The organism is Streptomyces sp. NPDC003042, from assembly GCF_053591315.1.
In genome coordinates, this window is the sequence record NZ_JBSFTP010000002.1 from 166,079 (window position 1) to 192,600 (window position 26,522).

Sequence of the window (26,522 nt, forward strand, 5' to 3'; positions counted from 1 at the left end):
CGGAGCGCTGGCCCCCGCGACCACCTGCACGACCTCCTAGAACGGGGCCGACTTCGCCCCCAAGCCCTCGCGGGTCTTCATGCGGTGGCACCGTTCACAGCGCCAACGCCCTGCCTTGCGGATCATCCGCCGGAGCCGGCGAGCCGCATCGTCGCCGCCCGCGAGGAGCTGCCGGCGCTTCCGCCGAGCACGGACGCTCGCCCGACCCTCGTAAACCTGAGGTTCCGCTTCACCGTGCCCGCCCCGGGACTCGAACCGGGACCTGCTGTCGCCCAGGTGCGGACACCGGTTTTTGCGGAGAAGCTGGAAGTGACAGGCATTCCGTAGAGAGGACGGCTCATGTCCATGCTCGACAAGCTCAAAGGCCTGATCAAGGGACACCCTGACCAGGCCCGCCAAGGAGTCGAGAAGGCCGGAGATGCCTTCGACGCGAAGACTGGGAACAAGTACCAGAGCCAGGTCGACACGGCACAGCAGAAGCTCAACGAGCAGATCGGCAACGAGCCCCCCACCTCCGGGGAGGGGCGTCCGCCCCAACGCTGAAACGAGCTTCCGGATCTGCGTACCGAGGCCGCAAACCGGTCCGGGCACGGGGCCTGCACGCGCTTGCAACCCCCTTCGGCGTACCCGGAGGTTGGGTTACTCATGGGCGGTGCAGTCCCCGCGCTCTGCCTCACGACCAGCGGCACCCCGGTAACGGCGGGGCGCGTGGATGCCTTTCCCGCGCGGCGCGCATGCGGCTTGCTTGCGCTGCGCTGCTCGAACCAGACGTGTCGGACGGTCACTTGTTCGCCGGCTGCGTCGCACACCCCAGCGGCCCGGGTTGCCGCTTCCCACAGCCCCAGCGGGCCGGGCGGGGCCTGCGCCGTTCCACAGACATAAGGGTTCCTTTGGTCCGGCACGCAGAACCGGGCAATGGACTTTGGGCAGGGTCTGGCGCAGAGTGACGGCATGGATCTTCTGCTCGCCGAAGAGGCCCGCGCCGAGTTCGCCCATTCCACCGTCTATCTCAACACCGCCAATGTCGGGATTCTGCCGCGTTCCGCCGTCGCGGCGGTACGGGACCAGGTCGAGGCCGCGGGTGCCGGGGTCCCCGCCGGATTCGGCGACTTCGACAGCGTGAACCGGGTCCGGGCCGCCTTCGCGCGGCTGGTCGGCGTTCCCGCCGGGAGGGTGGCCGTCGGTTCGGCCGTGGCCACCCACGTCGGCCTGATCGCCGCGGCTCTGCCGGCCGGCGCCGAAGTCCTCGTCCCCGAGGGCGACTTCGCCTCCGTGATGAACCCCTTCGTGGTGCGGGGCGACCTCAAGGTGCGCTTCGCGCCGCTGGAGTCCCTCGCCGAGGCCGTCGGCCCGGAGACCGCCCTGGTGTCGCTGAGCGCCGTGCAGTCCGCGGACGGGCGCATCGCCGACCTGGCCGCGGTGCGCGCGGCGACGGTCGCGTGCGGCGCCCGGATGCTGGTGGACGCGACGCAGGCGGCGGGCTGGCTGCCCTTCGACGCCTCGCCGTACGAGTACACGGTCACCGCCGGGTACAAGTGGCTGCTGGGCTCGCGCGGAGTGTCGTTCCTGACCGTCTCCGAGGAGGCCCAGGAGGACTTGGTCCCGCTGCACGCCGGGTGGGTGGCGGCGGAGTCGATGTGGGACGCCACCTACGGCCCGATGCTCCAACTCGCCGCCGACGCACGACGGTTCGACGAGTCACCGGCCTTCCTCCCCTACCGCGCGGCCGAGCCCTCCCTGGCCCTGCTGGAGCGGATCGGCATCGGGGCCGTCCACGCCCACGACACCGCCCTGGCCGCCCGCTACCGGGCCGGCCTCGCCCGCCTCGGCCACGAGCCCGTGCCCGGCGAGGGGGCGATCGTCGCGGTGCCGGGTCTCGCCGAGCGGCAGCCCGTCCTCGAGGCGGCCGGGATCGCCACCTCCGCGCGGGCGGGCGCACTGCGGGCCTCCTTCCACCTCTACACCACGGAGGCGGACGTCGACCGGCTGCTGGACGCCCTGTCGGACTGAACCGGTCCCTCTCGGGCCGGGCCCGGCCCGACGGGTCAGTGCAGCGTGGCCTCCCAGGCCGCGTCCGCCGCGGCCAGGGCCGGGCCGGGCTCGCTCCCGAGGGCGGTCGCGAGGGCCCTCAGTGAGGCCCGGACGACGGGCAGCGAGGCCGCCCGGCCGTAGTGGTTGACCCGGACCATCTCCCCGGCCAGGGCGCCGCCGCCCGCCGCGAGCGGTGCGGCCGGGTCCACCGCGAGGGCCTTGGCCACCACCAGCGAGGCGTCCGCGACGCGCAGGGTGGTGGCCACGGGGGCGGCCTCCGCGGCCCGGCCCACGTACGGGGCGATGCCCAGCGCCACCGCGCCCGCGCGGGTCGCCGTCGCGGCAGCCGTGTGGCGGGCCATGACCAGGGGCAGGCCCTCGGCCGCGATCCGGTCCAGACAGGCCTCCAGCGCCAGCATCTCCAACTGCGCGGGCGCGTGCGGAAGGGTCGTGCGCCCGCTGTCGATCCAGCGCTCCTTCCAGTCCAGGAGGGAGAGGTACGAGCGGCGCGGAGCCGCCGGGTTCTCGGCGAAGCGGGCCCACGCGCGGTCCGAGACCGATACCGCCGAGACGCCCGCCGGGCCGCCCATCGCCTTCTGCGCGCCGATCACGCACAGGTCCACGCCCCAGGCGTCCGTCAGCAGCGGCTCGGCTCCCACGGAGGCGACCGCGTCGAGCATGAACAATGCGCCATGTGACCGTACAACGTCACCGATCTCCGCGACCGGGTTCGTGTTACCGGTCGCCGCCTCCGCGTGCACCAGCGAGACGAAGTCGATCTCCGGGTGGGCGGACAGGGCCTTGGCGACCTGCTCCGCCGTCACCGCCGTGTCGAAGGGCACCGTCAGGTCCACCACGCTCGCCCCGCAGTCGCGCAGCCAGTTGCCGAAGGTCGTCCCGTAGGGCCCCGTGACGATGTTCAGCGCCGTCGATCCGGGCCGAGCCCCCGACCGGATGCACGCCTCCAGCGGCAGCAGCGCCTCCCCCTGCGTGATCACCACGTCCTGCCGGGTGAAGAGCAGGTCGGCGACCCCGCGCTCGATCGAGGCGAAGCGCTCGGCGGTGAGCGGCGGAAGGTCCAGGAGGGAGTGGTTCAAGGCGCTGCTCTCTTTGTCAGGGGCTACCGGTCGAGCGTACCCAGCACGCACGTACAGTGCCGACATGACCGATGTCGAGGTAATCGCCGGGGACGCCATGCACGTGAAGGGGCGGGTGCTCGTCGGGCCCGACGAGGTGCGCGACGAGCTCTGGATCGTCGGCGGCCGCATCTCCTACGAGCCGCCGCGCACCGCCCGTGAGATCACCACGGTCACCGGCTGGGTGCTGCCCGGCCTGGTCGACGCGCACTGTCACGTGGGACTGGACAGTCACGGCCCGGTCGACGCCCCGACCGCCGAACGCCAGGCGCTCACCGACCGCGACGCCGGCACCCTCCTCATCCGCGACGCCGGATCCCCCTCGGACACCCGCTGGATCGACGACCGCGAGGACCTCCCGAAGATCATCCGCGCGGGCCGGCACATCGCCCGCACCCGGCGCTACATCCGCAACTACGCCCACGAGATCGAGCCCGCCGACCTCGTCGCGTACGTCGGCCGCGAGGCGCGGCGCGGCGACGGCTGGGTCAAGCTGGTGGGGGACTGGATCGACCGCGAGGCCGGCGACCTGGCGGCCTGCTGGCCGCGCGGCGAGGTCGAGGCGGCCATCGCCGAGGCGCACCGGCTCGGCGCCCGGGTCACCGCGCACTGCTTCGCCGAGGAGTCGCTGCGCGACCTGGTCGAGGCGGGCATCGACTGCGTCGAGCACGCCACCGGCCTCACCGAGGACACCATCCCGCTGTTCGCGGAGCGCGGGGTCGCGATCGTCCCGACGCTCGTGAACACCGCGACGTTCCCGAAGCTGGCGGCGGGCGGCGAGGCGAAGTTCCCGAACTGGTCGGCGCACATGCGGCGGCTGCACGCGCGGCGCTACGACACCGTCCGGGCGGCCTACGACGCGGGCATCGAGGTCTACGTCGGCACCGACGCGGGAGGCTCCCTGCCGCACGGCCTGGTCGCCGCCGAGGTCGCGGAACTGGTGAAGGCCGGGATCCCGCCGCTCAAGGCCCTCTCGGCGACGGCCTGGGCGGCCCGCGAGTGGCTCGGCAGGCCCGGTCTGACCGAGGGGGCGCCGGCGGACCTCGTGGTCTACGGCGCCGATCCGCGGGCCGACGTACGGGTGCTGGCGCGGCCGGACCGGGTGGTCGTGAACGGCAAGGTGCGGGCGTAGCGGCGGGGGAGTCGTGTTGACGGGGCGTGACGTCAGCCCTCCGTCCATCGTTGTCCATCGTTGAAAATGCCCGGTCCCGGGCCCGGGCCGCCTCGGAGTTGGGGCGAGGGAGACTTACGTGCCGTGTGAGGCGAGGAAAATCGAATACATGCGTGGAAACCACCCTTTGGGGTGAACTCACCTCAGGTTGCCACCCGTTCACTCTCAGTGCGTAAAGATTCCGAGGGTCGAAGCCGTCGGCGCGCGCGATGTCCCCCATTGGCGGCGCGACGGCACCCATCTCCCTGGGGGTTCCACCACCTTGAACAGCAACACCTTCCGCATGCCCGCGGCCGCCCTGCTCGCCGCGGGCGCGGTCGCCCTGCTCGCCGCGCCGCCCGCCGCCGCCACGGGCGGTGCCGGCGCCGGGAGCGAGGGCAGCTCCGGCGCCGTCGTCCTGCGGGCCGGACTGGACGTGGGCCTGCTCAACAAGGCCGTGCACGTGCCGCTGAAGGCCACTCTCAACGAGGTCAGCGCCCCCGAGGCGGCGCAGAAGACCGCCCTCGCCGTGACGCTCGACGGAGTCGAGCACGGCAAGCCGGTCAACGTACTGCGGGCTGACGTCGCCACCTCACGGGCGAGCGCCGACAAGCACCGCGCCGAGGCAGAGGCGAACCTGGCCAAGGCCAGGGTGCACGTGCCGGGACTGCCCGCGCTCTCCCTCATCGAGGTCGAGAAGGTCACCTCCAAGGCCGTCTGCGAGGCCGGCAAGAAGCCGGTGGCCAGCTCGAACGTCCTCGGGACGGTGACCGCGCTCGGCAAGAGGGTCACCCTGTCCGCGGGCGGTCCCACCAAGGTCGAGGTACCCGGTGTGGGCCTGGTCAGCCTGGAGTTGTCCGGTACGCGGACCACCTCCACCACGGCAGCGGCGGCCGCGCTGCGGCTGAAGGTCTCGGTGAACCCGCTGAACCTGAACGTGGCGCAGGTCGAGGGCGAGATCGTGCTCGCCGAGGCGCACTGCACCTCCCCGGCGGGCCCGGCGCCGAGCCCGTCGGCGAGTCCGTCGGCGAAGCCCGACCTCAAGCCGCAGACCGGGACGAGCACCACCGCCTCGGGGACCGGTGCCACCGCCACGCAGGCCAACCTCGCCGAGACCGGGGCCGGTTCGGTGACACCGTACGTGGCGGGCGGCGCGCTGCTCCTGCTCGGCACGGGTGCGGGGGCGCTCGTCCTGACCCGGCGCGCCAAGGCCTCGCAGGGTTTGTGAACGGCTCAGCGTGAACGGCTCAGCGTGAACGGCTCAGCGCGTGGCGTGCTCCAGCCCGTGGGCGGCTGCGCCACGTGACATTACGGCGTCACTGACCTGGCGGTCGATACGGGCGTACTCGGTGCGCTTGGCCGCAGGCAGGGCGGTGTCGGAGGCCTTGCACGAGGCGCAGACGACCCGGAAGGGCGGTCCCATGTCCGAGTACTGCGTGAGGTACTCGGCCTTCACCACCTCCCAGCGGCCCGGATGCGCGGCGGCCGGGGCGAAGGTGAAGCGGGGCACCGAGGACTGGTTGCCGCGCAGTTTGTCGGCCGGTACGAAGCTGGCGACCTGGTCGCCCATGCCGAAGACCACCCACGTCCCGTTGATCTTCTCGTAGGGCTGCGGCACGTGGTTGTGCGTGCCGATGATCAGATCGATGTCGGACAGTCCGTCGGTCGAGCGTGAGGCGGTCAGCGCCTGTGCCAGTTCGCGTTGCTGCTGGTCGGGCGCTGTCTGCCACTCGGTGCCCCAGTGGATGCTGAGCACCACCACGTGCGCGCCGGCGGCCCGGGCCGCGCGGGCGTCGGAGATGATCCGGCCCTCGTCGATGAGGTTGACCGCCCAGGGCTTGTCCTGGGGGAGCGGGATGCCGTTCGTGCCGTACGTGTACGACAGCTGGGCGACCTTCGCGCCGCCGGCCGCGAGCAGCGTCGGCGCCTTGGCCTCCTCGGCGCTGCGGGCGGAGCCGACGTGGGGGATCCCGACCCGGTCGAGGTGGTCGAGGGTGCGGGACAGGCCCTCGTAGCCGTCGTCCAGGGTGTGGTTCGAGGCGGTGGAACAGCTGTCGTACCCGGCGTCCTTGAGGGCGTCGGCCAGTTGGTGCGGGGCCTTGAAGGTCGGGTATCCGGTGTAGGGGCCGCCGGGCCGGCCGTACGGTATCTCGTGGTGGCACATCGCCAGATCGGCGGCGGACACCAGGGGTTTGACCCCCGCGAGTATCTCCCGGAAGTCGTACTCGCCCGCCTTGCCCGCCTTCTCCGCGTCGGCGGCCGACCGCTGGATGATCGAGGGGTACGGAATGATGTCGCCGGTCGCCACCAGCGTGAACGGCCGCCCGGCGGGCGCGGGGGCGGCGCCCGGCTTCCCGGGGCCGGCGTCCGGCTTGCCCTGGAGCCGCTGCTCCGTGGCGGCCCGGACTCCCGCGTCGAGCAGCCGTGGCACGGCGTAGATCCCGCCGCCCACGACCGCCAGCCCGGCCACCGCCGCCACCATCCGCGCGGATGCCCTCATCGCCGCCCCCTGTTGTCACACGCCGTCGGGGACTTCGGATACCCCCGCCCGCAGCCGCCATCGTAGGCACCCCGCCGGGGCCGTGCGGGGCCCGGACCGGGCGGCCCGGGGGGTCAGGTCATCGCGCGGCCAGCGCGAGGGCGTGGTCCAGTGCCTGGAGCAGACGGCCCGTCGTCGCCCGGTCGCGGACCGCGAGCCGCAGCCAGGAGGGGTCGAGTCCCGGGAAGGTGTCCCCACGCCGGACCGCGAAGCCCAGGGCGCGCAGCCGGGTCCGGACCTCCATCGCGCCCGCCACCTGGATCAGGACGAACGGCCCCTGCGCCTCCCCGACCACCGTGACCTCGTCGAACTCCGCGAGCCCGGCCAGCAGATGGGCCCGGTCCACCGCGATCTGCCGCGCGGCGGCCTCCGCCTCGGCCAGCGCCGCCGGAGCCAGGCAGGCCTCGGCCGCGACCAGGGCCGGGGTGGACACGGGCCACAGCGGCTGGGCGGCGGCCAGCTTGGCGATCACCTCCGGCTCCGCCAGTACGTAGCCGATCCGCAGCCCCGCGAGCCCCCACGTCTTGGTCAGGCTCCGCAGCACCACCAGACCCGGCACGTCCAGCCGCCCGGCCAGGGCCTCCCGCTCGCCCGGGACGGCGTCCATGAACGCCTCGTCCACGACCAGGATCCGGCCGGGGCGGGCCAGCGCGGCCAGAGTGGCCGCCGGGTGCAGGACGGAGGTCGGGTTGGTGGGGTTTCCGATCACCACCAGGTCCGCGTCCTCGGGCACCGCCGCCGGGTCCAGCCGGAACCCGTCCGCCGCCCGCAGCACCACCCGTTCCACCCGGTGGCCGGCATCGCGCAGGGCGGCCTCCGGCTCGGTGAACTGCGGATGCACCACCACGGGGCGTACGGCGTCCAGCGCCCGCGCGATCAGTACGAAGGCCTCCGCCGCCCCGGCCGTCAACAGCACCCGCTCGACCGGCAGCCCGTGCCGGTCCGCCACGGCCGCGCGGGCCGTCCGGCCGTCGGGGTACGCGGCGAGGTCCCCGAGCGAAGCGGCGATCCGCTGCTTGAGCCACTCCGGGGGCGTGTCCGCCCGTACGTTCACGGCGAGGTCCACGAGCGCACCGCCCGCGTCCATCACCTCCGCGTCCCCGTGATGGCGCAGGTCGTGCACCTGCGCGGTGGCCACGGCGCAGGTCGCCGCCACCGACCGGCGTTTGGGCACGAGGAGTTCCCCGCCGCCCGCCAGCGCCGCCGCCTCCGCCACCGAGGAGGTTCCGGCGGCGTCGCGTACGGCCCCCGAGGGGTGCGGTACGGGGATCCGCGCGAGCTCTTCGGCGGGGTAGCCGATCAAGGGCACGCCGAAACGTTTCGCCGCCCCCGCGAGGCCAGCCTCCCGTACCTTCGACTCCACCGTGGCCAGCGCCGTCACCGCCTCGGTGGCCAAACCGGCCCCCCGCAGCGTCTCCTCGACCAGCGCGCAGACCTCCGCCACGGAAACCCCCGCCCGGCCGCCGACCCCGACCACCAGCCGCGTCACGTACTCGCCCACCGGTGCCCTCCCTCCGTAGTCACCGTCGCCCGTACGCGGCGCGTGTCCGTTCGTACCGCCCGTCGTACCTGTCGTCGCATCCGTCGTCGTGTCCGTCGTCGTGTCCGTCGGCTGTCCGTCGTCAACACGGTGTCGTCCGCCACCCGCGGGCGGAAGTGCGCGGACGACCGGCAGTCTGTATTCAGGGGCACATGGCGGTGATCGTGGCGTTGGGCGCGTTCCTGATGACGCTGGCAGGCGGCTGGACGGCGCAACGCGTCACCGACCGCCGCCACCTCGTGCTGGGCCTGGCCGGCGGGCTGATGCTCGGCGTGGTGGGCCTCGACCTGCTCCCGGAGGCGCTGCACGCGGCGGGCGACGAGATCTTCGGCGTCCCGTTCGCCCTGCTGCTCTTCGTGGCCGGCTTCCTGGCCGCCCACGGCGTGGAGCGCCTGCTGGCCGTACGCCGGGCCGCGCACGGGGCGCACCCCCGGCCGAAGGCCGGCGGAGGCGAGCGCGTCCCGCAGGTCGGGCTCACGGCGGCCGCCGCGATGGTCGGCCACAGCCTGGCCGACGGGGTGGCGCTGGGCGCCGCCTTTCAAGTCGGCGGGGGGATGGGGGTGGCCGTCGCGCTGGCCGTCATCACCCACGACTTCGCCGACGGGTTCAACACGTACACACTCACCCGGCTCTACGGGAACGCCCGCCGCAAGGCCCTGATGATGCTCTTCGCGGACGCGCTGGCCCCGGTCGTGGGCGCCGCGTCCACTCTGCTGTTCACCCTTCCGGAGGAACCGCTCGGGGCCTACCTCGGCTTCTTCGGCGGCGTGCTGCTGTACCTCGCCGCCGCCGAGATCCTGCCCGAGGCGCACCACGAACACCCCGCTCTGTCCACGCTGATGTGCACGGTGGGAGGGGTGGCCGGGATCTGGCTCGTGGTCGGCCTCGCGGAGTGAACTCACCGGGCCGTCACCGGGCCGTCACCGGGCCCGCGCCGCGGCTTGCGCGAAGCGGAGGGCGACGGACGGCTGCGCCGCCCAGTGCGTGTGCAGGTAGCTCGCGTGCACCTGGTCCTGGACGAAGCCCTCGACCCGGCGCTCCGGACGCGTGAACCCCCAGGCCGGCGTGGCGCCGGAGCCCGGCTCGATCACCGTCCGGTGGAACTCGTGCCCGCGCAGCCGGGTGCCGTTGGCGGCGAGCGCGCTGTCCGACACCGCCACCGCCTCGCGGTAGCCGAGCGTGAGGCGCTCCGACATCCGCGCGTCGGCGTCGAGCACCCCGCACATCGGCTTCCCGTCGAGGGAACGGGCCAGGTAGAGCAGCCCGGCGCACTCCGCGGCCACCGGCCCGCCGGCCGCGGCGAAGGCGGCCACGGCCTTGCGGAGCGGCTCGTTGGCGGACAGCTCGGGCGCGTACACCTCGGGGAACCCGCCGCCGATCACCAGGCCGGTGGCCCCGTCGGGGAGGGCCTCGTCGCGGAGGGGGTCGAAGGTGACGACGTCGGCGCCCGCGGCGGTGAGCAACTCCGCGTGCTCGGCGTACGAGAACGTGAACGCCGGCCCGCCCGCGACGGCGATGACCGGTCGTGAACCGGGGCCCTGCCCCAGCCCGTCCGGCCTTTGAGGCGCGGAGTTCGGGGCGGAGCCCCGGGTGCCCGCCAGGGCACGCTCCGCAGCCCAGGCCTCGCAGGCCAATGCCGGCGCCGTGCGTGCCAGGGCCAGCAGGGCCTCCAGGTCACAGCCGGCCCGCACCTGTGCGGCCAACGCCGAAACAGCGGCCAGCGCATCGGCGCGCCGCTCGGCCACCGGGACCAGGCCCAGGTGCCGCGAGGGCGTCGCGACCTGCGGAGCCCGCCGCAGTACGCCGAGCACCGGCATGCCCGCCTCCTCCAGGGCCTCGCGCAGCATCACCTCGTGCCGGTCGGAGCCCACCTTGTTCAGGATCACGCCGCCCAGCCGCACCTGGGGGTCGAACGACGCGAAGCCGTGCACCAGCGCCGCCACCGACCGCGACTGCGAGGAGGCGTCCACCACCAGCACCACCGGCGCCCGCAGCAGCTTCGCCACCTGCGCCGTCGACGCCAGCTCGCCCCGGCCCGCGGCCCCGTCGTAGAGGCCCATCACGCCCTCGACCACGGCGAGGTCGCACCCGGCCGCCCCATGCGCGAACAGCGGAGCGACCAGCTCCGGCCCGCACATGAAGGCGTCGAGGTTGCGCCCCGGCCGACTGGTGGCCAGCGCGTGGTAGCCGGGGTCGATGTAGTCGGGCCCGGCCTTGTGCGGGGACACGGCGAGGCCGCGCTCCGCGAAGGCCGCCATCAGGCCCGTCGCCACGGTGGTCTTGCCGCTGCCGGAGGACGGCGCGGCGATGACCAGCCGCGGCACAGTGCACGAGGTCACCACTCGATGCCCTTCTGGCCCTTCTGGCCGGCGTCCATGGGGTGCTTGACCTTGGTCATCTCGGTCACCAGGTCCGCGAACTCCACGAGCTTCTCCGGCGCGTTGCGGCCCGTGATCACCACGTGCTGGGTCCCGGGACGGCTGCGCAGCACCTCGATCACCTCGTCCACGTCGATCCAGCCCCAGTGCATCGGGTACGCGAACTCGTCGAGGACGTACAGCTTGTGCGTCTCGGCGGCCAGGTCGCGCTTGACCTGCTCCCAGCCTTCCTTGGCGGCCTGCTCGTTGTCGAGCTGTGCGTCGCGCTGGACCCAGGACCAGCCCTCGCCCATCTTGTGCCAGACGACGGAGCCGCCCTCGCCGGAGGCGCCCAGCACCTTGAGCGCGTTCTCCTCGCCGACCTTCCACTTCGCCGACTTGACGAACTGGAACACCCCGATCGGCCAGCCCTGGTTCCAGGCGCGCAGCGCCAGCCCGAAGGCGGCCGTGGACTTGCCCTTGCCGGGGCCGGTGTGGACGAAGACGAGCGGGCGGTTACGGCGCTGGCGCGTCGTGAGTCCGTCGTCCGGGACGACGGACGGCTGTCCCTGCGGCATTACGCGGCCCTCCTGTTGCTGCTGACATTGCTGTGTGATGCGTGAGATGTCACGGAAGTACGTACGTTCTTCACGAGTCCGGCCAGCGAGTCGGCCCGCAGCCCGTCCAGCGTGACGGCGGGCCCGCCGAGCGCGGCGGCCAGCACGCCGGCCAGCCCCAGCCGGACCGGCCCGCTCTCGCAGTCGACGACGACCGAGGTGACCCCGTCGGCCTGGAGCAGCCGGGCGCCGCGGTCCGAGAGTTCACGGGGATCCCCCTTGAGCCCCCCGGCCGAAGTGGCCCGCCCGTCGGTGACCACCACGAGCAGCGGCCGCCGCGACGGATCCCGCAACCGCTCGACCCGCAGCACCTCGTGGGCCTTCAGCAGCCCGGCGGCCAGCGGGGTGCGGCCACCGGTGGGCAGCCGCTCCAGCCGGGCCGCGGCCGCGTCCACCGAGGAGGTGGGCGGCAGCGCCAGCTCGGCCGCCGCCCCGCGGAAGGTGATCAGGCCGACCTTGTCCCGGCGCTGGTAGGCGTCGAGCAGCAGCGACAGCACCGCGCCCTTGACCGCGCCCATGCGCTGCCGGGCGGCCATCGAGCCGGAGGCGTCGACGACGAAGAGCACGAGGTTCCCCTCGCGGCCCTCCCGCGTCGCCTGCCGCAGGTCGTCCTTGCGCACGACGAGACCGCGCCCGCTGCGCCCGCGCGCCCGCTGGTGGGGCGCTGCGGCCTGGATCGTCGCCGCCAGGTGCAGCTTCGTCAGCTGGCCCCGGGGGCGCTGGGCTCCGGTGGTCCGGCCGTGCGCCGTGCGGGCGCGCGAACGCCGTCCGGCCGCGCCGCCCTCGCCGATGCCGGGCACGCTGAGCATCCTGGTCCGAAACGGCTCGGAGGCCCGTACGGCGGCCTGCTCGGCGCCGCCCGCCCCGCCGTCGTCGCCGTTGCCCTGGGCGGGCTGCGGCTCCGGTGCCTCGCCGGAATCCGGGGTGTCGGTGGTCTCCGTGGTCTCCGTGGTCTGCGAAGGGGTCTCGGGAGCCTGCGGCGCCTCGGGTCCGCCGCGCTGTGGGGGCACCCCTCCGCCGCCCCCGTCGGGACCGCCGTCGTCCGGACCCTCGGGCTCCGGGTCCGCGTCCGTGTCCGGGTCGGGCTCCGGTTCCGGGTCGTTCCCGGGCTGGTCGTCGGGGAACCCGTCCAGGATCCGGTCGAGCTTGTCCTCGTCCAGCCCCGGCGCGTCGAACGGACTGCGGCGCCGCCGGTGGGGGAGCGCGAGCAGCGCGGCCTGCCGTACGTCCTCCTTGCGGACGTCGCCGCGCCCGGCCCAGGCGGCCAGCGCGGTCGCGGTCCGCGCCATCACGATGTCGGCGCGCATGCCGTCGACCTCGAAGGCGGCGCAGGTCGCGGCGATCTGGAGCAGCGAGTTGTCGCTGAGGGCGACCTTCGGGAGCAGGGCACGCGCGGCCACGACCCGGGCGCGCACGTCGTGTTCGTCACCGGCCCAGCGGGTCGCGAAACCCGCGGGGTCGTCCTCGTAGGCGAGCCGGCGGCGGACCACCTCGACGCGCTGGGCGGGCTCACGGGAGGCGGCGACCTCGACGGTCAGCCCGAACCGGTCGAGGAGCTGCGGCCGCAGCTCGCCCTCCTCGGGGTTCATCGTGCCGACGAGCAGGAAGCGGGCGGCGTGGCGCACGGAGACGCCCTCGCGCTCCACGTACGAGGCGCCCATCGCGGCGGCGTCCAACAGGACGTCGATCAGGTGGTCGTGGAGGAGGTTGACCTCGTCGACGTACAGGATGCCCCGGTGCGCGTCGGCCAGCAGGCCGGGCTCGAAGGCCTTCACGCCCTCCGCCAGGGCCCGTTCGATGTCCAGGGCGCCGACGAGGCGGTCCTCGGAGGCGCCGACGGGCAGCTCCACCATGCGGGCGGGCCGGGCGCTGCCGGGACCGGGCTCGTGCGGGCCGTCCGGGCAGGCCGGGTCCGGCGCTCCGGGCGCGCACGAGAACCGGCAGCCGGGCACGACGTCCACCTGCGGCAGCAGCGCGGTCAGCGCGCGCACGGCGGTGGACTTGGCGGTGCCCTTCTCGCCGCGCACGAGCACACCGCCGACCGCGGGGCTCACGGCGTTGAGCAGGAGCGCCAGCCGCAGGTCGGCCTGGCCGACCACCGCGGTGAACGGGTAGGGCGTACTCATGCGTTGTCCACTCCTTCGTACAGTGCGTCGCTTGCTGACGACCGGCGGCCGCAGCCCGTCACGGGGCGCCCGGCGGCAGGAAGGGCAGCCCCACCGGGGCGCCCTTCTCGATGAGCCGCAGCAGGGCATCGGTATCGGCGTGCTCGGCGATCAAGTCGCCCAGCAGGTCCAGCTGTTCCTCGCGCAGCGTCCCGAACGAGGTGTCCGGCGCCGGTACGAAGCGCCGTCCGGCCGCCGTCGCGACCTCCCGCAGGAACGCCCGGCGGAAGCCGTCCGACTCCAGCGAGCCGTGCCAGTGCGTCCCCCACACGGAGCCGACGCGGCACCCGTCCAAGAAGGGTTCGCCGCCCAGGACTTCGGCCACGCCGTGGTGGATCTCGTACCCCTCGACCGGCTCCCCGAGCGCCGAGCCCACCGGCCGCGCCAGGGTCTTCTCCCGCTCGAAGCGCACGCGTACGGGCAGCAGGCCGAGGCCGTCCACCGATCCCGCGCGCGACTCCACCTCGTCCTCGATCCGCTCGCCCAGCACCTGGAAACCGCCGCAGATCCCGAGCACCGGCCGCCCCTCGGCCGCCCGCGCGGCCAGCGCGTCCGCGAGGCCCCGCTCCCGCAGCCAGGCCAGCGCCTTCACGGTGCCGCGCGTACCGGGTACGACGACCAGGTCGGCGTCGACCAGTTCCTCGGCCCGGTCCACGAACCGCACGACCACGCCCGGCTCGGCTGCGAGCGCGTCGACGTCGGTGAAGTTCGACATCAGCGGCACCGCGCACACGGCGACCCGCAGCACGTCCTCGCCGACCGGCGGGGCCACCACCGACTCCCGTACGGCGCCCCGCAGCGAGACGCGCAGCCCGTCCTCCTCGTCGATGCCGAGGCCGTGCTGGAAGGGCAGCACCCCGTACGTCGCCCGGCCCGTCAGGCCGCGCAGCATCTCCATTCCGGGCTCCAGGAGCGTGACGTCGCCGCGGAACTTGTTCACGAGGTACCCCGCGATCAGCGACTGGTCCTCGGGGGACAGCAACGCCGTCGTCCCGAAGAAGGAGGCGAAGACCCCGCCCCGGTCGATGTCCCCCACCACGACCACCGGGAAGCGGGCGGCCCGCGCGATGCCCATGTTCACGATGTCGGTCCGGCGCAGGTTGATCTCGGCCGGACTTCCCGCCCCCTCGCAGATCACGGCGTCATACGTGCCCCGCAGCTGCTCCAGGCAGTCCGTGACGATGCCGAGCAACTGCTCCTGCCGACCCCCGTGGTAGCCGCGCGCACTCATCTCGCCCACCGGCTTGCCCAGGAGCACCACCTGGCTGCTGCGGTCGCTGCCGGGCTTGAGCAGTACCGGGTTCATCAGCGCCGTCGGCTCCACGCGGGCCGCCTGGGCCTGCATCGCCTGCGCACGGCCTATCTCGGCGCCCTCGCGCGTCACGAACGAGTTCAGCGACATGTTCTGCGCCTTGAACGGGGCCACCTTCACGCCTTCGCGCGCCAGCCAGCGGCAGATGCCCGCCGTGACCACGCTCTTGCCCGCGTCCGACGTCGTGCCCGCGACCAGCAGTCCGCCGCCGCGCTTCGCACCGCTCATCCGCGCCCCCTCCGAGTGCACCGTGACATGGCAAACCGCAACGTCACACATGAAGCCAGTGCCAGCCACGTCACCCGCCGCGACAGCCGCACCGCCCGCTCGATGTCAGCGACCTCCACCGGCCGCCCCGCCTCACCGTTCAGCACGGCCCGGTGCTCGACCCGCCCGCCGTACGCCAGCGTCCCGCCCAGCCGTACGCCGAGCGCCCCGGCGAAGGAGGCCTCCACCGGGCCGGCGTTGGGGCTCGGGTGCCCGGCGGCGTCCGCGCGCCAGGCCCGTACGGCTCCCCGCCGGTCGGGGCCGGCGACCACGGCGGCGAGCGCCGTCAGCCGTGCCCCCGGCCAGCCGGCCAGGTCGTCCAGCCGCGCCGAGGCCCAGCCGTAGCGCAGGTAGCGGGGCGACTTGTGGCCCACCATGGCGTCGAGGGTGTTCACGGCGCGGAAGGCCAACAGCCCGGGCACCCCGGCGACGGCTCCCCACACCAGCGCCCCGACCACGGCGTCGGAGGTGTTCTCCGCGACCGATTCCACGACGGCGCGCGCCATCTGCTGCTCGTCCAGGGCCTGCGGGTCGCGCCCGCACAGGTGCGGCAGCCGCTCCCGGGCCACCTCGGCGTCCCCGGCGGCGAGCGCCCCGCCGATGGCGCGGGCCTCCCGGCCGAGCGAGGTGCCCCCGACCACGGCCCAGGTGGCCACGGTGGTCAGGGCGATACGGGTGGCCGCGGGCCGGGAGCGCACGGCGCGGGCGCCCAGCGCGCCGACGGCGGCCGCGCCCCCCGCGCACACCAGGGTATGGAGGACGCCCCGGGCGCGGTCGTCGCGCCACAGGGCGCGTTCGACAGCGGCGGCGGCTCGTCCGAAGGCGGCCACGGGGTGCCCTCGGCGCGGATCCCCGAGGATCCGGTCGCCGATCAGGCCCGCCGTGGCGCCGTACGCGAAAACGCGATCGGCACGCATGGTGGCAGGTATGTCCTCACTCAGGGTCCGCGCCCTGGTTCGACGTGTCCGGCGGCGAGAGTTCCTGGCTCCCGGGGCGCACGCACCGCGTGCGCTTCCCGGTGACAGTGGCGGGACCGCGCCGGATTCGCACCGGACTTCCTCTCCATGCCGCCGTATTGGCTCGGGCAGTCCACCACGCACCGAGAACGCCCGTCAACTTGCCGTTGACCTGGCGCTGACTCGCCGTCGGCCCGCGGTCACCGCGCCGTCGCCCCGCCGTCGCCCCGCCGTGAGAACGCGGGCCGTGAGAACGCGCGCCGGGCATGCGAAAGCTCCCTCCGGAAGAACCGGAAGGAGCTTTCACCTGTGGCGTCTCAGCTGACGATCAGGTAGATCCCGTACGCGACGGCCCCCGCGACGAGCGCGAAGCAGGCGTAGGCGCCGCTGCGGGCCAGGGTGGCGGCCCCGCCCTGCTCGGTGGCGGCCTCGTGCTTGGAGAGGCCCACCAGGCCCAGCGTGAAGAGGGCCACGAGCGCGACGGTGGCGGTGAGGCTGACCCCGAAGACGGAGCCGAGTGCTGCCCAGTCGATCTTCATACTGCCGCTTTCTGAATGTCTCGGTCTCTGTATGTCTCGGTCAGACCGCGGCGGCCGGAGCCGCCGGAGTGGTCGTGGCGGCCGGGATGGTCGCCCTGAGGTCCTCGTCGGTCACGGCGGCGGTCGTACCGGCCGCGACGGTGGCCGGCGGGACGGCGACCATGGCCATGGCCGTGGTGACGACACCGGGCTGCTCGGCCGCGGTGTCCCCGGTGACCGGCTCCACGTCGTTGACGTTGTGGTGGTCGATGACCTGACGGCGCGAGATGAACCAGATGGCCACGCAGGAGGCCACGAGGAAGACCGTGACGGCCGCGACGCCGATGTCACCGCTGCGCATGACCAGCTCGGCACCGGCGGCGACCAGAGCGGCGGCCGGCAGGGTCAGGCCCCAGGCGATGAACATCCGGGTGGCGGTGGACCAGCGGACCACGCCGCCCTTGCGGCCCAGGCCCGCACCCATGACCGCACCGGAGCACGCGTGGGTGGTGGAGAGGGAGAAGCCGAGGCTGGAGGAGGCCAGGATGACGCTGGCGGCCGAGGTCTGGGCGGCGAAGCCCTGCTGCGGCTGAAGGTCGGTGAGCCCCTTGCCCATGGTGCGGATGATGCGCCAGCCGCCCAGGTAGGTGCCCATCGCGATGGCCAGACCGGCGGAGACGATGACCCACACCGGCGGGTTGGCGCCGGCCGGCAGGGCGTTCCCGGCGATGAGCGCCAGCGTGATGATGCCCATCGTCTTCTGCGCGTCGTTGGTGCCGTGCGCGAGGGAGACGAGACCGGCCGAGGCGATCTGACCGGTGCGGTAGCCCTTGGCGGAGGTCTTCTCGCCGACCCTGTTGCCGAGCTTGTACGTGATCTTGGCTGCCAGCAGCGCGGCCAGGCCGGCCACGAGCGGAGCGGCGATCGCCGGGATGAGCACCTTGGTGACGACGACGCTGCCGTTGACCGCGCCGATGCCGGCCGAGGCCACCGCGGCGCCGATCAGGCCGCCCATCAGGGCGTGGGAGGAGCTGGAAGGAAGTCCGACCAGCCAGGTGACGAGATTCCAGAGGATCGCGCCGACCAGGGCGGCGAAGATCACTTCTGGCTGGATGCCTTCCTCGTTGACCAGGCCCTTGGAAATCGTCTTGGCGACCTCCACGGACATGAAGGCGCCGACGAGGTTCAGCACGGCGGACATCGCCACCGCAGTCTTGGGCTTGAGGGCGCCGGTCGAGATGGTGGTGGCCATCGCGTTGGCCGTGTCGTGGAAACCGTTCGTGAAGTCGAACACGAGAGCGGTAATGATCACGATCCCGAGGAGAAGCGTTATGTGCTCCATTTACCCAGGCTTCTGTTTGACGTCAGTGGCTCGGCGACCGTAGGCAATCTGGATGAACGGAAGGTGAACTGAGTGGGGCGCGATGGTGTCCCCCCTCGGCGCGCGATCGGGACCTTCGTCCCGATTCTGCCGTAGATCCATCGATTAATGCACGTCAAAGCCGGGTGAATGAACCGCTCCACCCGGGACCTCCGGTGCGGAGGCCCGCCCCGGTGGACCCCGAAGGAGACCCAGATCACCTCCGGACCGCCTCTTCGCCGCCCCGCCCGGAACGATCTCCTCCGGTGGCCCGTCCGCCCCCGCGCCTCGACACTGGAGCGGTGCGTACCGCCACAGTGACGGCAGCGGCCGTCACCACGACCCTGATCGGTGCCGGAGCAGCCGCTGTCGCGGCCGGCCGGTACGCCGCCGACGTCGCCCTGCGCCCCGAACCGGGCCGCCCCCTGCGCGGCGGCCCCCGGCTCAGCGTCCACTCCACCGCCGCGGGACGGGTCGTGCTGACCCGCTCGGCGGCGTCCCTGCGCCCCGGTACCTACGGGCTGGACGCGCCGGGAGTGCACGCGGTGGTCGGCCCCGTCCTCGCCGACGTCCCCCATGAACCCGACACCGTCGTACGTCGCCTCCTCGCCGTCACCCACGGCAGCCTCGACCCCGGCACCCGTGTCACGCTCACCCCCCAGGTCCACCTGGGCAACCCGCGCACCGCCCTCGGCCTCGACCACGCCGACGTGGACGTCCCCGGCGAGCTCGGCCCGCTGCCCGCCTGGTTCGTGCCCGCCGCCCGGGACACCTGGGTGATCACCGTGCACGGGCTCGGCGCCAGTCGCGAGCACCCGATGGTGGTCATGCCCTTCCTGCACCGCCACCGCTTCCCCGTCCTCGACCTCGGCTACCGGGGCGACCTCGGCGCCCCGGCCCCTCCCGACGGAGTCGGCCACCTCGGCGAGTCGGAGTGGCGGGACCTGGACGCCGCCATCCGCTACGCCCTGCGCTACGGAGCCCGGCGCGTGATCCTGCACGGCTGGTCCACCGGGGCCACCATGGCCCTGCACGCCGTCGAGCGCTCGGCCCTGGCCGCCCGGATCTCCGGGCTCGTGCTGGATTCGCCCGTGCTGGACTGGCACGCCACCCTGCGCGCCCTCGCCGCCTCCCGCCGTGTCCCGGCCGCGCTCCTTCCGCTCGCGGTCCGCGCCGCCGAGGGCCGCGCGGGGCTGCGCGCCGACCGCCGTCCGCCGGGCGCGGAGCCGGGCGAGCTGCGCGTCCCCCTCCTGATCTTCCACGGGCCGGACGACACGCTCGCCCCCTGGGAGCCGTCCCGCCGGCTCGCCGCCGCCCGGCCCGACCTCGTCACCCTGCAGACCGTCCGGGACGCCCCGCACGGGGCGATGTGGAACGCCGATCCCGACCGCTACGAGGAGGCGATGCGCCGCTTCCTGATCCCTCTCATGTGAAGGGGCTGTACGGGAGGGAGTGGGGTGGGTGGATTGTCCCGGTCCGTCCGCCCTCTGACCTGTGGAAACGACCGGTTCCGTTTGGGCTTTCGGCCAGTGACGGGCAAGACTGCTTCCGTGACGTCCCGAAAGCCTGATGAGCAGTTGGCTCGCGACTCCAGACTCCGACTCGTCTCCCCGCGCTCCGTGGCCACGGCGCGCAAGGCGGTGACCGACCGGCGAACCCGGCCGGCCCCCCGGCCTCCGGCGGGCACCCCCGCCCCGGCAGACCTGGCGACCCGGGCTCGCGCCTCCCTCGCCGACGCGGTACGGCTGGCCCGCTGGGCCGAGCTGCACCTCGGAGCGGGCGACGGCGGACGACCCGCCCCGGCGGGTGCGCTGCCCTTCGCCGACACCGAACGGGCCGCCGCCCAACTGGGCCTGACACCCGGTCAGATCCGTGTCGGCTGGGACCGTGCCCGGCTCGCCGGCCTCGTCGAGGTGCACGGCGGCCACGCCCGGCCCGGCTGGCGGCTGCGCGCCTGGGACCGCGACGACACCGCCGTACTGCGCGGCTGGGTCGCGCTCTTCGACGCCTGGTCGCTCGTCCACCCCGCCCCCGCCGACATCGCCCCCGCGGCCGTCGCCGAGGTGGTCGAGGCGATGCCTCAACTCCTCTCGCTGCTCCAGCTGTCCGCCGGTCCCGTGACCGTCCCGGACCTGCTGGACCTCCTCGGCCAGCGCGTCACCGAACTGCGCGACGAGCGGTGCGAGGTCCCGTACGACGCGGAGCCCCCGGCGGTAGACGCCTCCGAGGCGGACGCCCCGCAGGGCGCGGCCGCGGCAGGCGCCGCCGAGACACGGCCGCTTCCCCTCGCCCGGCTGCTGCGCTGGGCGCTCGGTGGTCTGGCCGCCGTGGACGCCGTCACCCTCGGCCCCGCGCGGGCCACCCTCACCCCGCTCGGCAGCTGGGCCGTCTGGGTCAAGCTGGAGCAGATCTGCGTCGCCGCGCAGAGCCCGGCCGGGAACATCGAGCAGTCCGCCGCCGCGATGCTGCACGGCTGCGCCCGCCTCACCCCCGGACCCGCCCGCGCCGAGTACCAGGCCTGGCTCGCCGCCCGGCCCGTCGGCCACGCCGTCAGCGAACTGCTCCACGCCGCCCGGGGCGAGGACGCCCTGCTGCGCGGCCTGGCCTTCGAGGCCCTGCGCGTGGTGGGCGCTCCCGCCGAGCGCGAGGTGCGCGCAGCGGTGCGCGACCCCGCGCTGCGGCCCTACGCCCTGCTCTGGCTCGCCGAGCACGACGGGGTCGACCCGGACGAGGCGCAGGACGTGCTGACCCGCGAGGAGTCGACCTGGCTCTGGGTGGACACGGCCGCCGCCATCGCCGACCACGGCGAGGCCGACCTGCTCGCCCGCCACCTCGACTCCGCCGTGCGCACCACCGTCCCGCGGCTGCTGGACGAGGTCCGCGCGGTCGGCCACCCGCGCACGGTGCAGGTGCTGGTCGCGCTGGCCGCCGCCCATCCGGACCCCGCCCTGGCCAAGGCGGTCCGCCGCGCGGCCTTCCAGGTCCACACGGGCGGCGCGTAGTCACCCGTACGGACCACCGTGCGGCCGAGCCGACGGCGGCCGCACGGTCAGGCGCACGGACGGCCCGGCCGCGGGGGTCAGCCCTGCGGCGCGTACGTCCCGAAGCTCCAGACGTTGCCCTCGCCGTCGCGGGCCATGTAGTCGCGGGACCCGTAGTCCTGGTCGGTGGGCTCCATCAGGATCTCCACCCCGTGCTCGGCGGCCCGCCGGTGGTGGGCGTCGACGTCGTCCACGACGACGTACACCCCCGCGGGCCCCGCGTCGCCCATGACCTTGTCGAATACCCCGCCTCTGCCCTTGCTCCCCAGCATCACCACGCCGTTGCCGTACGCCAGCTCGGCGTGCATCACCGAGCCGTCCTCACTCTCGTAGACCGCGACCTGGCTGAACCCGAAGGCCTCGGTCAGCAGCTTGATGGCCGCCTTCGCATCGCGGTAGAGCAGCGCGGGACAGATGGACGAAACGCCTGCCATGACGATCACTCCCTCTCGTGACGGTGACCCACGTCACAGCATGGCAGGCGCCACCGACAGTCAGCGGAAGGTGTCGCACTGGGCCATGTCGCCCGTCCGGTAACCCTGGTAGAACCACCGCTGGCGCTGCTCGGCCGAGCCGTGGGTCCAGGACTCCGGAGTGACCCGCCCCTGGAGCTTCTCCTGGATCCGGTCGTCGCCGACCGCGGCCGCCGCGTCCAGGCCGTCCCTGATGTCCTGGTCGGTGAGGCTGGAGATCAGCGGCCGTCCGGTGGACTCGTCCGGGGTCCTCGTCGCGTTGTTCGCCCACACCCCGGCGTAGCAGTCGGCCTGGAGCTCGACCTTGACGGCGTTGCTGTCGGCGCCCTGCCGCCCGTCCTGGGCCTTCTGGAGCGTCCCGGTCAGGTTCTGGACGTGGTGCCCGTACTCGTGGGCGATCACGTACGCCTGGGCGAAGGGGCCGCCGCTCGCGCCGAACTTCGAGCGCAGTTCGCCGAAGAAGGCCAGGTCCAGGTAGACCTGCCGGTCGGCCGGGCAGTAGAAGGGGCCGACCGCCGACGTGGCCGTCCCGCAGGCGGTGCCCACCCGGCTCGTGAAGAACACGGTCTGGGCCGGGCCGTACCGGCCCTGACGCCGCTGGAACTCCTGCCTCCAGAAATCCTGGGTGCTGTTGACCACAGCGACGAGACGGCAGTCCTCGCGGGTGTTGGCGTCCCGCCCGGTCCGGCAGGTCTGCTGCACCTGGGCGGCCGAGGAGGCGGTGGAGGCCGGCTCGGGGTCCCCCGAGGACAGGCCCAGCTGCTCGGGGCCCACGCCGAAGAGCAGCGCCATGACCAGTGCGATCAGACCGACGAGGCCCCCGCCGATCGTGGCCTTCCCGCCCGGGACGCGGCTGCCGCGCACGTCCTTGACCTCGGAAGTGTCCAGATTGGCGTTGTCGTCGAACTGCATACCCGCACCGCCCTCCATGCGTGGAACAAGGGCCGGGTGTCCGGCCCTGCGGTGAGTATCAACCCGTTCATCCAGGTACGCCCCCCGGCTGCCCCGTGTGATCCATGGGCCGAACGGGGGACGCGGAGCCGGGCGCCCGGAGCGCCGGGCGCCCACAAAGTAGTTGCGCAGCCCCGGTAGAATGGGTCCCATGGCAAATCTCCTCGCGGATTAGCGGCGTAGAAGCAACGCGTCCTGCCCCCCTTCTTCCGCCGTCCCCACCGCCCTGGAGTATTTCCGTGATCACCGCCACCGGCATCGAGCTGCGCGCCGGCGCCCGCGTCCTCATCGAGTCGGCCTCCTTCCGCGTCGCCAAGGGTGACCGCATCGGCCTCGTCGGCCGCAACGGAGCCGGCAAGACCACGCTCACCAAGTGCCTCGCGGGCGAGGGACAGCCCGCCGCCGGCTCCATCGCCCGCTCCGGTGAGGTCGGCTACCTGCCGCAGGACCCGCGCACCGGCGACCTCGACATCCTCGCCAGCGACCGGATCCTCTCCGCGCGCGGACTCGACGTACTGCTCAAGAAGATGCGCGCCAACGAGGAGCGCATCGCCTCCGGCGCGGGTGCCACCCGCGACAAGGCCATGAAGCAGTACGAACGCCAGGAGACCGAGTTCCTGACCAAGGGCGGATACGCCGCCGAGGCGGAGGCCGCCACCATCTCGGCCGCCCTCGGCCTGCCCGACCGGGTGCTCGGCCAGCCGCTGCACACCCTCTCCGGTGGTCAGCGCCGCCGTGTCGAACTCGCCCGGATCCTCTTCTCGGACGCCGACACCCTCCTCCTCGACGAGCCCACCAACCACCTCGACGCGGACTCGATCGTCTGGCTGCGCGACTACCTCAAGAACTACCGCGGCGGCTTCATCGTGATCTCCCACGACGTCGACCTGGTCGAGACGGTCGTCAACAAGGTCTTCTACCTCGACGCCAACCGCTCCCAGATCGACGTCTACAACATGGGCTGGAAGCTCTACCAGCAGCAGCGCGAGGCCGACGAGAAGCGCCGCAAGCGCGAGCGCCAGAACGCCGAGAAGAAGGCCGCGGCCCTGAACTCGCAGGCCGACAAGATGCGCGCCAAGGCCACCAAGACGGTCGCCGCGCAGAACATGGCCAAGCGGGCCGAGCGGCTGCTGTCCGGCCTGGACGCCGTCCGCGTCTCCGACAAGGTCGCCAAGCTGCGCTTCCCGGACCCGGCGCCCTGCGGCAAGACCCCGCTGACCGCCGAGGGCCTGTCGAAGTCGTACGGCTCGCTGGAGATCTTCACCGACGTCGACCTCGCCATCGACAAGGGCTCGCGCGTGGTCATCCTCGGCCTCAACGGCGCCGGCAAGACCACCCTGCTGCGCCTGCTGTCGGGCACCGAGAAGCCCGACACCGGCCAGGTCACCCCCGGCCACGGCCTCAAGCTCGGCTACTACGCCCAGGAGCACGAGACGCTCGATCCGGAGCGCACGGTCCTGGAGAACATGCGCTCCTCCGCGCCCGACCTGGACCTGGTCTCCGTACGCAAGACCCTCGGCTCGTTCCTCTTCTCCGGCGACGACGTGGACAAGCCGGCGGGCGTGCTCTCCGGCGGTGAGAAGACCCGCCTGGCCCTGGCCACGCTGGTCGTCTCCTCGGCGAACGTGCTGCTCCTCGACGAGCCCACGAACAACCTCGACCCGGCCAGCCGCGAGGAGATCCTCGGCGCGCTGCGCACGTACAAGGGCGCGGTCATCCTCGTCACCCACGACGAGGGCGCCGTGGAGGCGCTGGAGCCCGAGCGGATCATCCTGCTCCCGGACGGGGTCGAGGACCTGTGGGGCCCGGACTACCGGGACCTGGTCGCCCTCGCCTGAGTGATGCCCGGTGATCCGGTAAGGGTGATCCAGTTCCTTATGGATCATTCGGCTCAGGCGTGATCCATCATCTGAGTGAGACGGTCTCGTACCGTCGCGCGCTGTTCGACGACCCCGGCCGCATCCGCACGGATGCGTGACCGGGGTCGCTTGTCTCCGGCGTCCGGCCCCTGACCTGGTGATTCCCCTCGGCGGCGGAGAAGTGTGACGGAGGTCATGCAGCGGAAGAGAAGATTCCGTTCTGCTCGGGTGTCCACTGCTCGGGAAATGCCGTCGTACCGACCTTGCTGAATGGGTGGCCAGGAAGCCGGGGAGGGGTGATCATGAGAAGTCCAGAGCGCACTTCCCATGAGGAGGCACGGGTGGCCGAGACTCTGAAGAAGGGCAGCCGGGTAACCGGCGCCGCGCGCGACAAGCTCGCGGCAGACCTGAAGAAGAAGTACGACTCCGGTGCGAGTATCCGGGCGCTGGCCGAAGAGACCGGCCGGTCCTACGGATTCGTCCACCGGATGCTCAGCGAATCCGGAGTCACGTTGCGTGGTCGCGGTGGCGCGACGCGCGGCAAGAAGGCGGCTGCGGCCTGACCCTGGCCGTGAGGCCGAGGCTGGTGCCGGATCTGTTCCCAGGCACGGTTTCTTCGGTGACCCCCGGCCGGCCATCCGGTCGACCGGGTGGTTACTGTGCAGTCACTTAGGCCGAGCATGCGGCCGACTGCACACCGGAGGCACCAGATGGCTCTGCTCGACAAGGACGGCGTACGGCTCACCATCGACGACACGGTCGCCACGGTGACACTGACCAATCCGGCCAAGCGAAACGCTCAGTCCCCCGCGCTCTGGCGGGCGTTGGCCGAGGCTGGACAGGCGTTGCCGGGCACCGTCCGGGTCGTCGTGCTGCGTGGTGAGGGCCAGTCCTTCTCCGCGGGGCTCGACCGGCAGGCGTTCACCCCGGAGGGTTTCGAGGGTGAGCCGTCCTTCCTCGACCTGGCGCGCGGTTCCGACGAACTGCTCGACTCCACCATCGCCGAGTACCAGGAGGCATTCACCTGGTGGCGGCGCAACGACATCGTCTCCGTCGCCGCCGTACAGGGGCACGCGATCGGCGCCGGCTTCCAGCTCGCGCTCGCGTGCGACCTGCGGGTGGTCGCGGACGACGTGCAGTTCGCCATGCGCGAGACCAGCCTGGGCCTGGTCCCCGACCTGGGGGGCACCCAGCCGCTGACCGCGCTGGTGGGATACGCCCGCGCGCTGGAGATCTGCGCCACGGGCCGCTTCGTGCATGCCGAGGAGGCCGAGCGGGTGGGCCTGGCCAACCTGGTGGTTCCGGCGGACGAACTCAACGCCGCCGTCCAGGACCTCACCACGGCGCTGCTCGCTCCGCCGCGCGATGCCGTGATCGAGACCAAGGCGCTGCTGCGCGATGCCACGTCCCGGCCCTACGACGACCAGCGCACCGCCGAGCGCGCGGCGCAGGGGCGGCGCCTGCGCGACCTGGCGGGGCTCTCCGACTGAACCAGTCGGCGTAGTCCCGGCGCGGCGGCGGGGATGCGCGCTTACGGTGGATGGAGTTCCACACCACGAAGCGCGCTTCCTCTTCCCACGGCTTCCTCTCCGAAGGACGGGCGATGACCGAATCCGCATCAGGGGGCTCCGCCAAGGACCCCGCAGACCGGGGCCGCACCACCATCGCCGACGGGGTGGTGGAGAAGATCGCCGGACTCGCGGCCCGCGAGGTGGTCGGCGTCCACGCCATGGGCAGCGGCAGCCAGCTGTCCCGTACCTTCGGCGCCGTCCGCGACCGGGTCCCCGGCGGGGCGCGGAGCAGTGTCAGCCGCGGGGTCAAGGCGGAGGTCGGCGAGGTCCAGACGGCCCTCGACCTGGAGATCGTCGTCGAATACGGCGTGTCGATCCGGGAGGTGGCCCGGGCGGTCCGTGAGAACGTCGTCTCGGCGGTCGAGCGGATGACCGGCCTGGAGGTCGTCGAGGTCAACATCGCGGTCAGCGACGTCAAGCTGCCCGACGAGGAGGACGAGGAACCGGAGTCCCGGCTTCATTAGCCGAGAGGAGCCACGCAATGAGCATGGCGGTCGTCGGCCTGTTGGCCGGCATGGCGCTGGGGTTCGCCGGCTATTTCGGCGGCTTCGGGGCCTTTCTGCTGGTGGCGTCGCTCGGCGCCATCGGCTTCGTCGTGGGCCGGTTCCTCGACGGGGACCTGGAGCCCGGCGACCTGTTCCGTCCCCGTCCCCGCGGCCGCGACGACCGGCGTGGGTGA

24 protein-coding genes and 1 riboswitch are annotated in these 26,522 nt (G+C 73.1%); of the genes, 12 read left to right on the plus strand and 12 right to left on the minus strand.

Annotated features, from left to right (window positions below):
• The first annotated feature begins 339 nt into the window (after positions 1-339).
• On the plus strand, positions 340-543 hold the full coding sequence (locus tag ACWDYJ_RS02070; RefSeq protein ID WP_451563504.1) for an antitoxin: 204 nt from the start codon (positions 340-342) through the stop codon (positions 541-543).
• Positions 544-951: 408 nt separating this feature from the next.
• Positions 952-2,010 carry an aminotransferase class V-fold PLP-dependent enzyme gene (locus tag ACWDYJ_RS02075; protein WP_451563505.1) on the plus strand — a complete coding sequence of 353 codons (1,059 nt, stop codon included), beginning with the start codon at positions 952-954 and terminating at the stop codon, positions 2,008-2,010.
• A gap of 35 nt (positions 2,011-2,045) precedes the next feature.
• Here ACWDYJ_RS02075 and ACWDYJ_RS02080 read toward each other — a convergent pair whose 3' ends face one another.
• On the minus strand, positions 2,046-3,128 hold the full coding sequence (locus ACWDYJ_RS02080) for a pyridoxal-phosphate-dependent aminotransferase family protein (protein ID WP_451563506.1): 1,083 nt from the start codon (positions 3,126-3,128) through the stop codon (positions 2,046-2,048).
• 64 nt (positions 3,129-3,192) lie between these two features.
• Between ACWDYJ_RS02080 and ACWDYJ_RS02085 the strand changes: the two genes are divergently transcribed.
• Positions 3,193-4,299, plus strand: coding sequence for an amidohydrolase family protein (locus ACWDYJ_RS02085; RefSeq protein WP_451563507.1), 1,107 nt, complete (start codon positions 3,193-3,195; stop codon positions 4,297-4,299).
• A gap of 301 nt (positions 4,300-4,600) precedes the next feature.
• Entirely contained in the window at positions 4,601-5,545 is a 945-nt protein-coding gene (locus ACWDYJ_RS02090) for an SCO1860 family LAETG-anchored protein (RefSeq protein ID WP_451563508.1), read from the plus strand.
• A 33-nt stretch (positions 5,546-5,578) separates the two neighbouring features.
• Here ACWDYJ_RS02090 and ACWDYJ_RS02095 read toward each other — a convergent pair whose 3' ends face one another.
• Both ACWDYJ_RS02095 and cobC read right to left on the minus strand, forming a co-directional pair.
• Positions 5,579-6,817 (minus strand): CapA family protein, encoded by a 1,239-nt coding sequence (locus tag ACWDYJ_RS02095; RefSeq protein WP_451563509.1) that lies wholly within the window; start codon positions 6,815-6,817, stop codon positions 5,579-5,581.
• A 118-nt stretch (positions 6,818-6,935) separates the two neighbouring features.
• Positions 6,936-8,345: an Rv2231c family pyridoxal phosphate-dependent protein CobC gene (gene cobC / locus ACWDYJ_RS02100; protein ID WP_451563581.1), complete on the minus strand. Its 1,410-nt coding sequence runs from the start codon at positions 8,343-8,345 to the stop codon at positions 6,936-6,938.
• Between the two features lie 203 nt (positions 8,346-8,548).
• Between cobC and ACWDYJ_RS02105 the strand changes: the two genes are divergently transcribed.
• Positions 8,549-9,292 (plus strand): ZIP family metal transporter, encoded by a 744-nt coding sequence (locus ACWDYJ_RS02105; RefSeq protein WP_451563510.1) that lies wholly within the window; start codon positions 8,549-8,551, stop codon positions 9,290-9,292.
• A gap of 24 nt (positions 9,293-9,316) precedes the next feature.
• Here ACWDYJ_RS02105 and ACWDYJ_RS02110 read toward each other — a convergent pair whose 3' ends face one another.
• The 7 genes from ACWDYJ_RS02110 to ACWDYJ_RS02140 all read right to left on the minus strand — a co-directional run bounded on the left by ACWDYJ_RS02110 (position 9,317) and on the right by ACWDYJ_RS02140 (position 17,930).
• On the minus strand, positions 9,317-10,738 hold the full coding sequence (locus ACWDYJ_RS02110; RefSeq protein WP_451563511.1) for a cobyrinate a,c-diamide synthase: 1,422 nt from the start codon (positions 10,736-10,738) through the stop codon (positions 9,317-9,319).
• Positions 10,732-11,331, minus strand: coding sequence for a cob(I)yrinic acid a,c-diamide adenosyltransferase (gene cobO, locus ACWDYJ_RS02115; RefSeq protein WP_030829610.1), 600 nt, complete (start codon positions 11,329-11,331; stop codon positions 10,732-10,734). The genes ACWDYJ_RS02110 and cobO overlap by 7 nt, the downstream gene beginning before the upstream one ends.
• Entirely contained in the window at positions 11,331-13,496 is a 2,166-nt protein-coding gene (locus ACWDYJ_RS02120) for a putative cobaltochelatase (RefSeq protein WP_451563512.1), read from the minus strand. Before ACWDYJ_RS02120 ends, cobO begins: the two co-directional genes overlap by 1 nt.
• 58 nt (positions 13,497-13,554) lie before the next feature.
• Complete coding sequence (locus tag ACWDYJ_RS02125) at positions 13,555-15,075, minus strand: cobyric acid synthase (RefSeq protein WP_451563513.1); 1,521 nt, start codon at positions 15,073-15,075, stop codon at positions 13,555-13,557.
• Entirely contained in the window at positions 15,072-16,031 is a 960-nt protein-coding gene (locus ACWDYJ_RS02130) for a cobalamin biosynthesis protein (RefSeq protein WP_451563514.1), read from the minus strand. The genes ACWDYJ_RS02125 and ACWDYJ_RS02130 overlap by 4 nt, the downstream gene beginning before the upstream one ends.
• A gap of 37 nt (positions 16,032-16,068) precedes the next feature.
• A riboswitch (cobalamin riboswitch) is annotated at positions 16,069-16,222 on the minus strand.
• A 165-nt stretch (positions 16,223-16,387) separates the two neighbouring features.
• Complete coding sequence (locus tag ACWDYJ_RS02135; RefSeq protein ID WP_451563515.1) at positions 16,388-16,609, minus strand: hypothetical protein; 222 nt, start codon at positions 16,607-16,609, stop codon at positions 16,388-16,390.
• 40 nt (positions 16,610-16,649) lie between these two features.
• Positions 16,650-17,930, minus strand: coding sequence for an anion permease (locus ACWDYJ_RS02140; protein WP_451563516.1), 1,281 nt, complete (start codon positions 17,928-17,930; stop codon positions 16,650-16,652).
• Between the two features lie 320 nt (positions 17,931-18,250).
• Here ACWDYJ_RS02140 and ACWDYJ_RS02145 point away from each other — a divergent pair, with 320 nt between their 5' ends.
• Both ACWDYJ_RS02145 and ACWDYJ_RS02150 read left to right on the plus strand, forming a co-directional pair.
• Complete coding sequence (locus tag ACWDYJ_RS02145) at positions 18,251-19,381, plus strand: alpha/beta hydrolase family protein (RefSeq protein WP_451563517.1); 1,131 nt, start codon at positions 18,251-18,253, stop codon at positions 19,379-19,381.
• A 117-nt stretch (positions 19,382-19,498) separates the two neighbouring features.
• Positions 19,499-20,950, plus strand: coding sequence for a hypothetical protein (locus tag ACWDYJ_RS02150; RefSeq protein ID WP_451563518.1), 1,452 nt, complete (start codon positions 19,499-19,501; stop codon positions 20,948-20,950).
• Positions 20,951-21,027: 77 nt separating this feature from the next.
• Here the strand turns inward: ACWDYJ_RS02150 and ACWDYJ_RS02155 are convergent, their stop codons facing one another.
• Together ACWDYJ_RS02155 and ypfJ are read right to left on the minus strand one after the other, a co-directional pair.
• Positions 21,028-21,423: a VOC family protein gene (locus ACWDYJ_RS02155; protein ID WP_451563519.1), complete on the minus strand. Its 396-nt coding sequence runs from the start codon at positions 21,421-21,423 to the stop codon at positions 21,028-21,030.
• A 60-nt stretch (positions 21,424-21,483) separates the two neighbouring features.
• Positions 21,484-22,374 carry a KPN_02809 family neutral zinc metallopeptidase gene (gene ypfJ / locus ACWDYJ_RS02160; protein ID WP_451563520.1) on the minus strand — a complete coding sequence of 297 codons (891 nt, stop codon included), beginning with the start codon at positions 22,372-22,374 and terminating at the stop codon, positions 21,484-21,486.
• Positions 22,375-22,652: 278 nt separating this feature from the next.
• Between ypfJ and ACWDYJ_RS02165 the strand changes: the two genes are divergently transcribed.
• The 5 genes from ACWDYJ_RS02165 (at position 22,653) to ACWDYJ_RS02185 (ending at position 26,522) form a co-directional block, all read left to right on the plus strand.
• Positions 22,653-24,251: an ABC-F family ATP-binding cassette domain-containing protein gene (locus ACWDYJ_RS02165; protein WP_451563521.1), complete on the plus strand. Its 1,599-nt coding sequence runs from the start codon at positions 22,653-22,655 to the stop codon at positions 24,249-24,251.
• A 362-nt stretch (positions 24,252-24,613) separates the two neighbouring features.
• A complete protein-coding gene (locus ACWDYJ_RS02170) occupies positions 24,614-24,835 on the plus strand; it encodes a helix-turn-helix domain-containing protein (protein ID WP_007263382.1) in 222 nt (73 codons plus the stop codon).
• A gap of 147 nt (positions 24,836-24,982) precedes the next feature.
• Positions 24,983-25,762 (plus strand): enoyl-CoA hydratase/isomerase family protein, encoded by a 780-nt coding sequence (locus ACWDYJ_RS02175; protein WP_451563522.1) that lies wholly within the window; start codon positions 24,983-24,985, stop codon positions 25,760-25,762.
• Positions 25,763-25,875: 113 nt separating this feature from the next.
• Positions 25,876-26,307 carry an Asp23/Gls24 family envelope stress response protein gene (locus tag ACWDYJ_RS02180; RefSeq protein ID WP_451563523.1) on the plus strand — a complete coding sequence of 144 codons (432 nt, stop codon included), beginning with the start codon at positions 25,876-25,878 and terminating at the stop codon, positions 26,305-26,307.
• Between the two features lie 17 nt (positions 26,308-26,324).
• Positions 26,325-26,522, plus strand: a complete 198-nt coding sequence (locus ACWDYJ_RS02185) for a hypothetical protein (protein WP_451563524.1) — start codon at positions 26,325-26,327, stop codon at positions 26,520-26,522.

Coding starts and splice junctions, on each gene's coding strand:
- ACWDYJ_RS02070 (WP_451563504.1), top strand. CDS start 340: ATGTCCATGCTCGACAAGCTCAAAGGCCTGATCAAGGGACACCCTGAC.
- ACWDYJ_RS02075 (WP_451563505.1), top strand. CDS start 952: ATGGATCTTCTGCTCGCCGAAGAGGCCCGCGCCGAGTTCGCCCATTCC.
- ACWDYJ_RS02085 (WP_451563507.1), top strand. CDS start 3,193: ATGACCGATGTCGAGGTAATCGCCGGGGACGCCATGCACGTGAAGGGG.
- ACWDYJ_RS02095 (WP_451563509.1), bottom strand. CDS start 6,817: ATGAGGGCATCCGCGCGGATGGTGGCGGCGGTGGCCGGGCTGGCGGTC.
- ACWDYJ_RS02105 (WP_451563510.1), top strand. CDS start 8,549: ATGGCGGTGATCGTGGCGTTGGGCGCGTTCCTGATGACGCTGGCAGGC.
- cobO (WP_030829610.1), bottom strand. CDS start 11,331: ATGCCGCAGGGACAGCCGTCCGTCGTCCCGGACGACGGACTCACGACG.
- ACWDYJ_RS02120 (WP_451563512.1), bottom strand. CDS start 13,496: ATGAGTACGCCCTACCCGTTCACCGCGGTGGTCGGCCAGGCCGACCTG.
- ACWDYJ_RS02125 (WP_451563513.1), bottom strand. CDS start 15,075: ATGAGCGGTGCGAAGCGCGGCGGCGGACTGCTGGTCGCGGGCACGACG.
- ACWDYJ_RS02130 (WP_451563514.1), bottom strand. CDS start 16,031: ATGCGTGCCGATCGCGTTTTCGCGTACGGCGCCACGGCGGGCCTGATC.
- ACWDYJ_RS02135 (WP_451563515.1), bottom strand. CDS start 16,609: ATGAAGATCGACTGGGCAGCACTCGGCTCCGTCTTCGGGGTCAGCCTC.
- ACWDYJ_RS02140 (WP_451563516.1), bottom strand. CDS start 17,930: ATGGAGCACATAACGCTTCTCCTCGGGATCGTGATCATTACCGCTCTC.
- ACWDYJ_RS02155 (WP_451563519.1), bottom strand. CDS start 21,423: ATGGCAGGCGTTTCGTCCATCTGTCCCGCGCTGCTCTACCGCGATGCG.
- ypfJ (WP_451563520.1), bottom strand. CDS start 22,374: ATGCAGTTCGACGACAACGCCAATCTGGACACTTCCGAGGTCAAGGAC.
- ACWDYJ_RS02175 (WP_451563522.1), top strand. CDS start 24,983: ATGGCTCTGCTCGACAAGGACGGCGTACGGCTCACCATCGACGACACG.
- ACWDYJ_RS02180 (WP_451563523.1), top strand. CDS start 25,876: ATGACCGAATCCGCATCAGGGGGCTCCGCCAAGGACCCCGCAGACCGG.
- ACWDYJ_RS02185 (WP_451563524.1), top strand. CDS start 26,325: ATGAGCATGGCGGTCGTCGGCCTGTTGGCCGGCATGGCGCTGGGGTTC.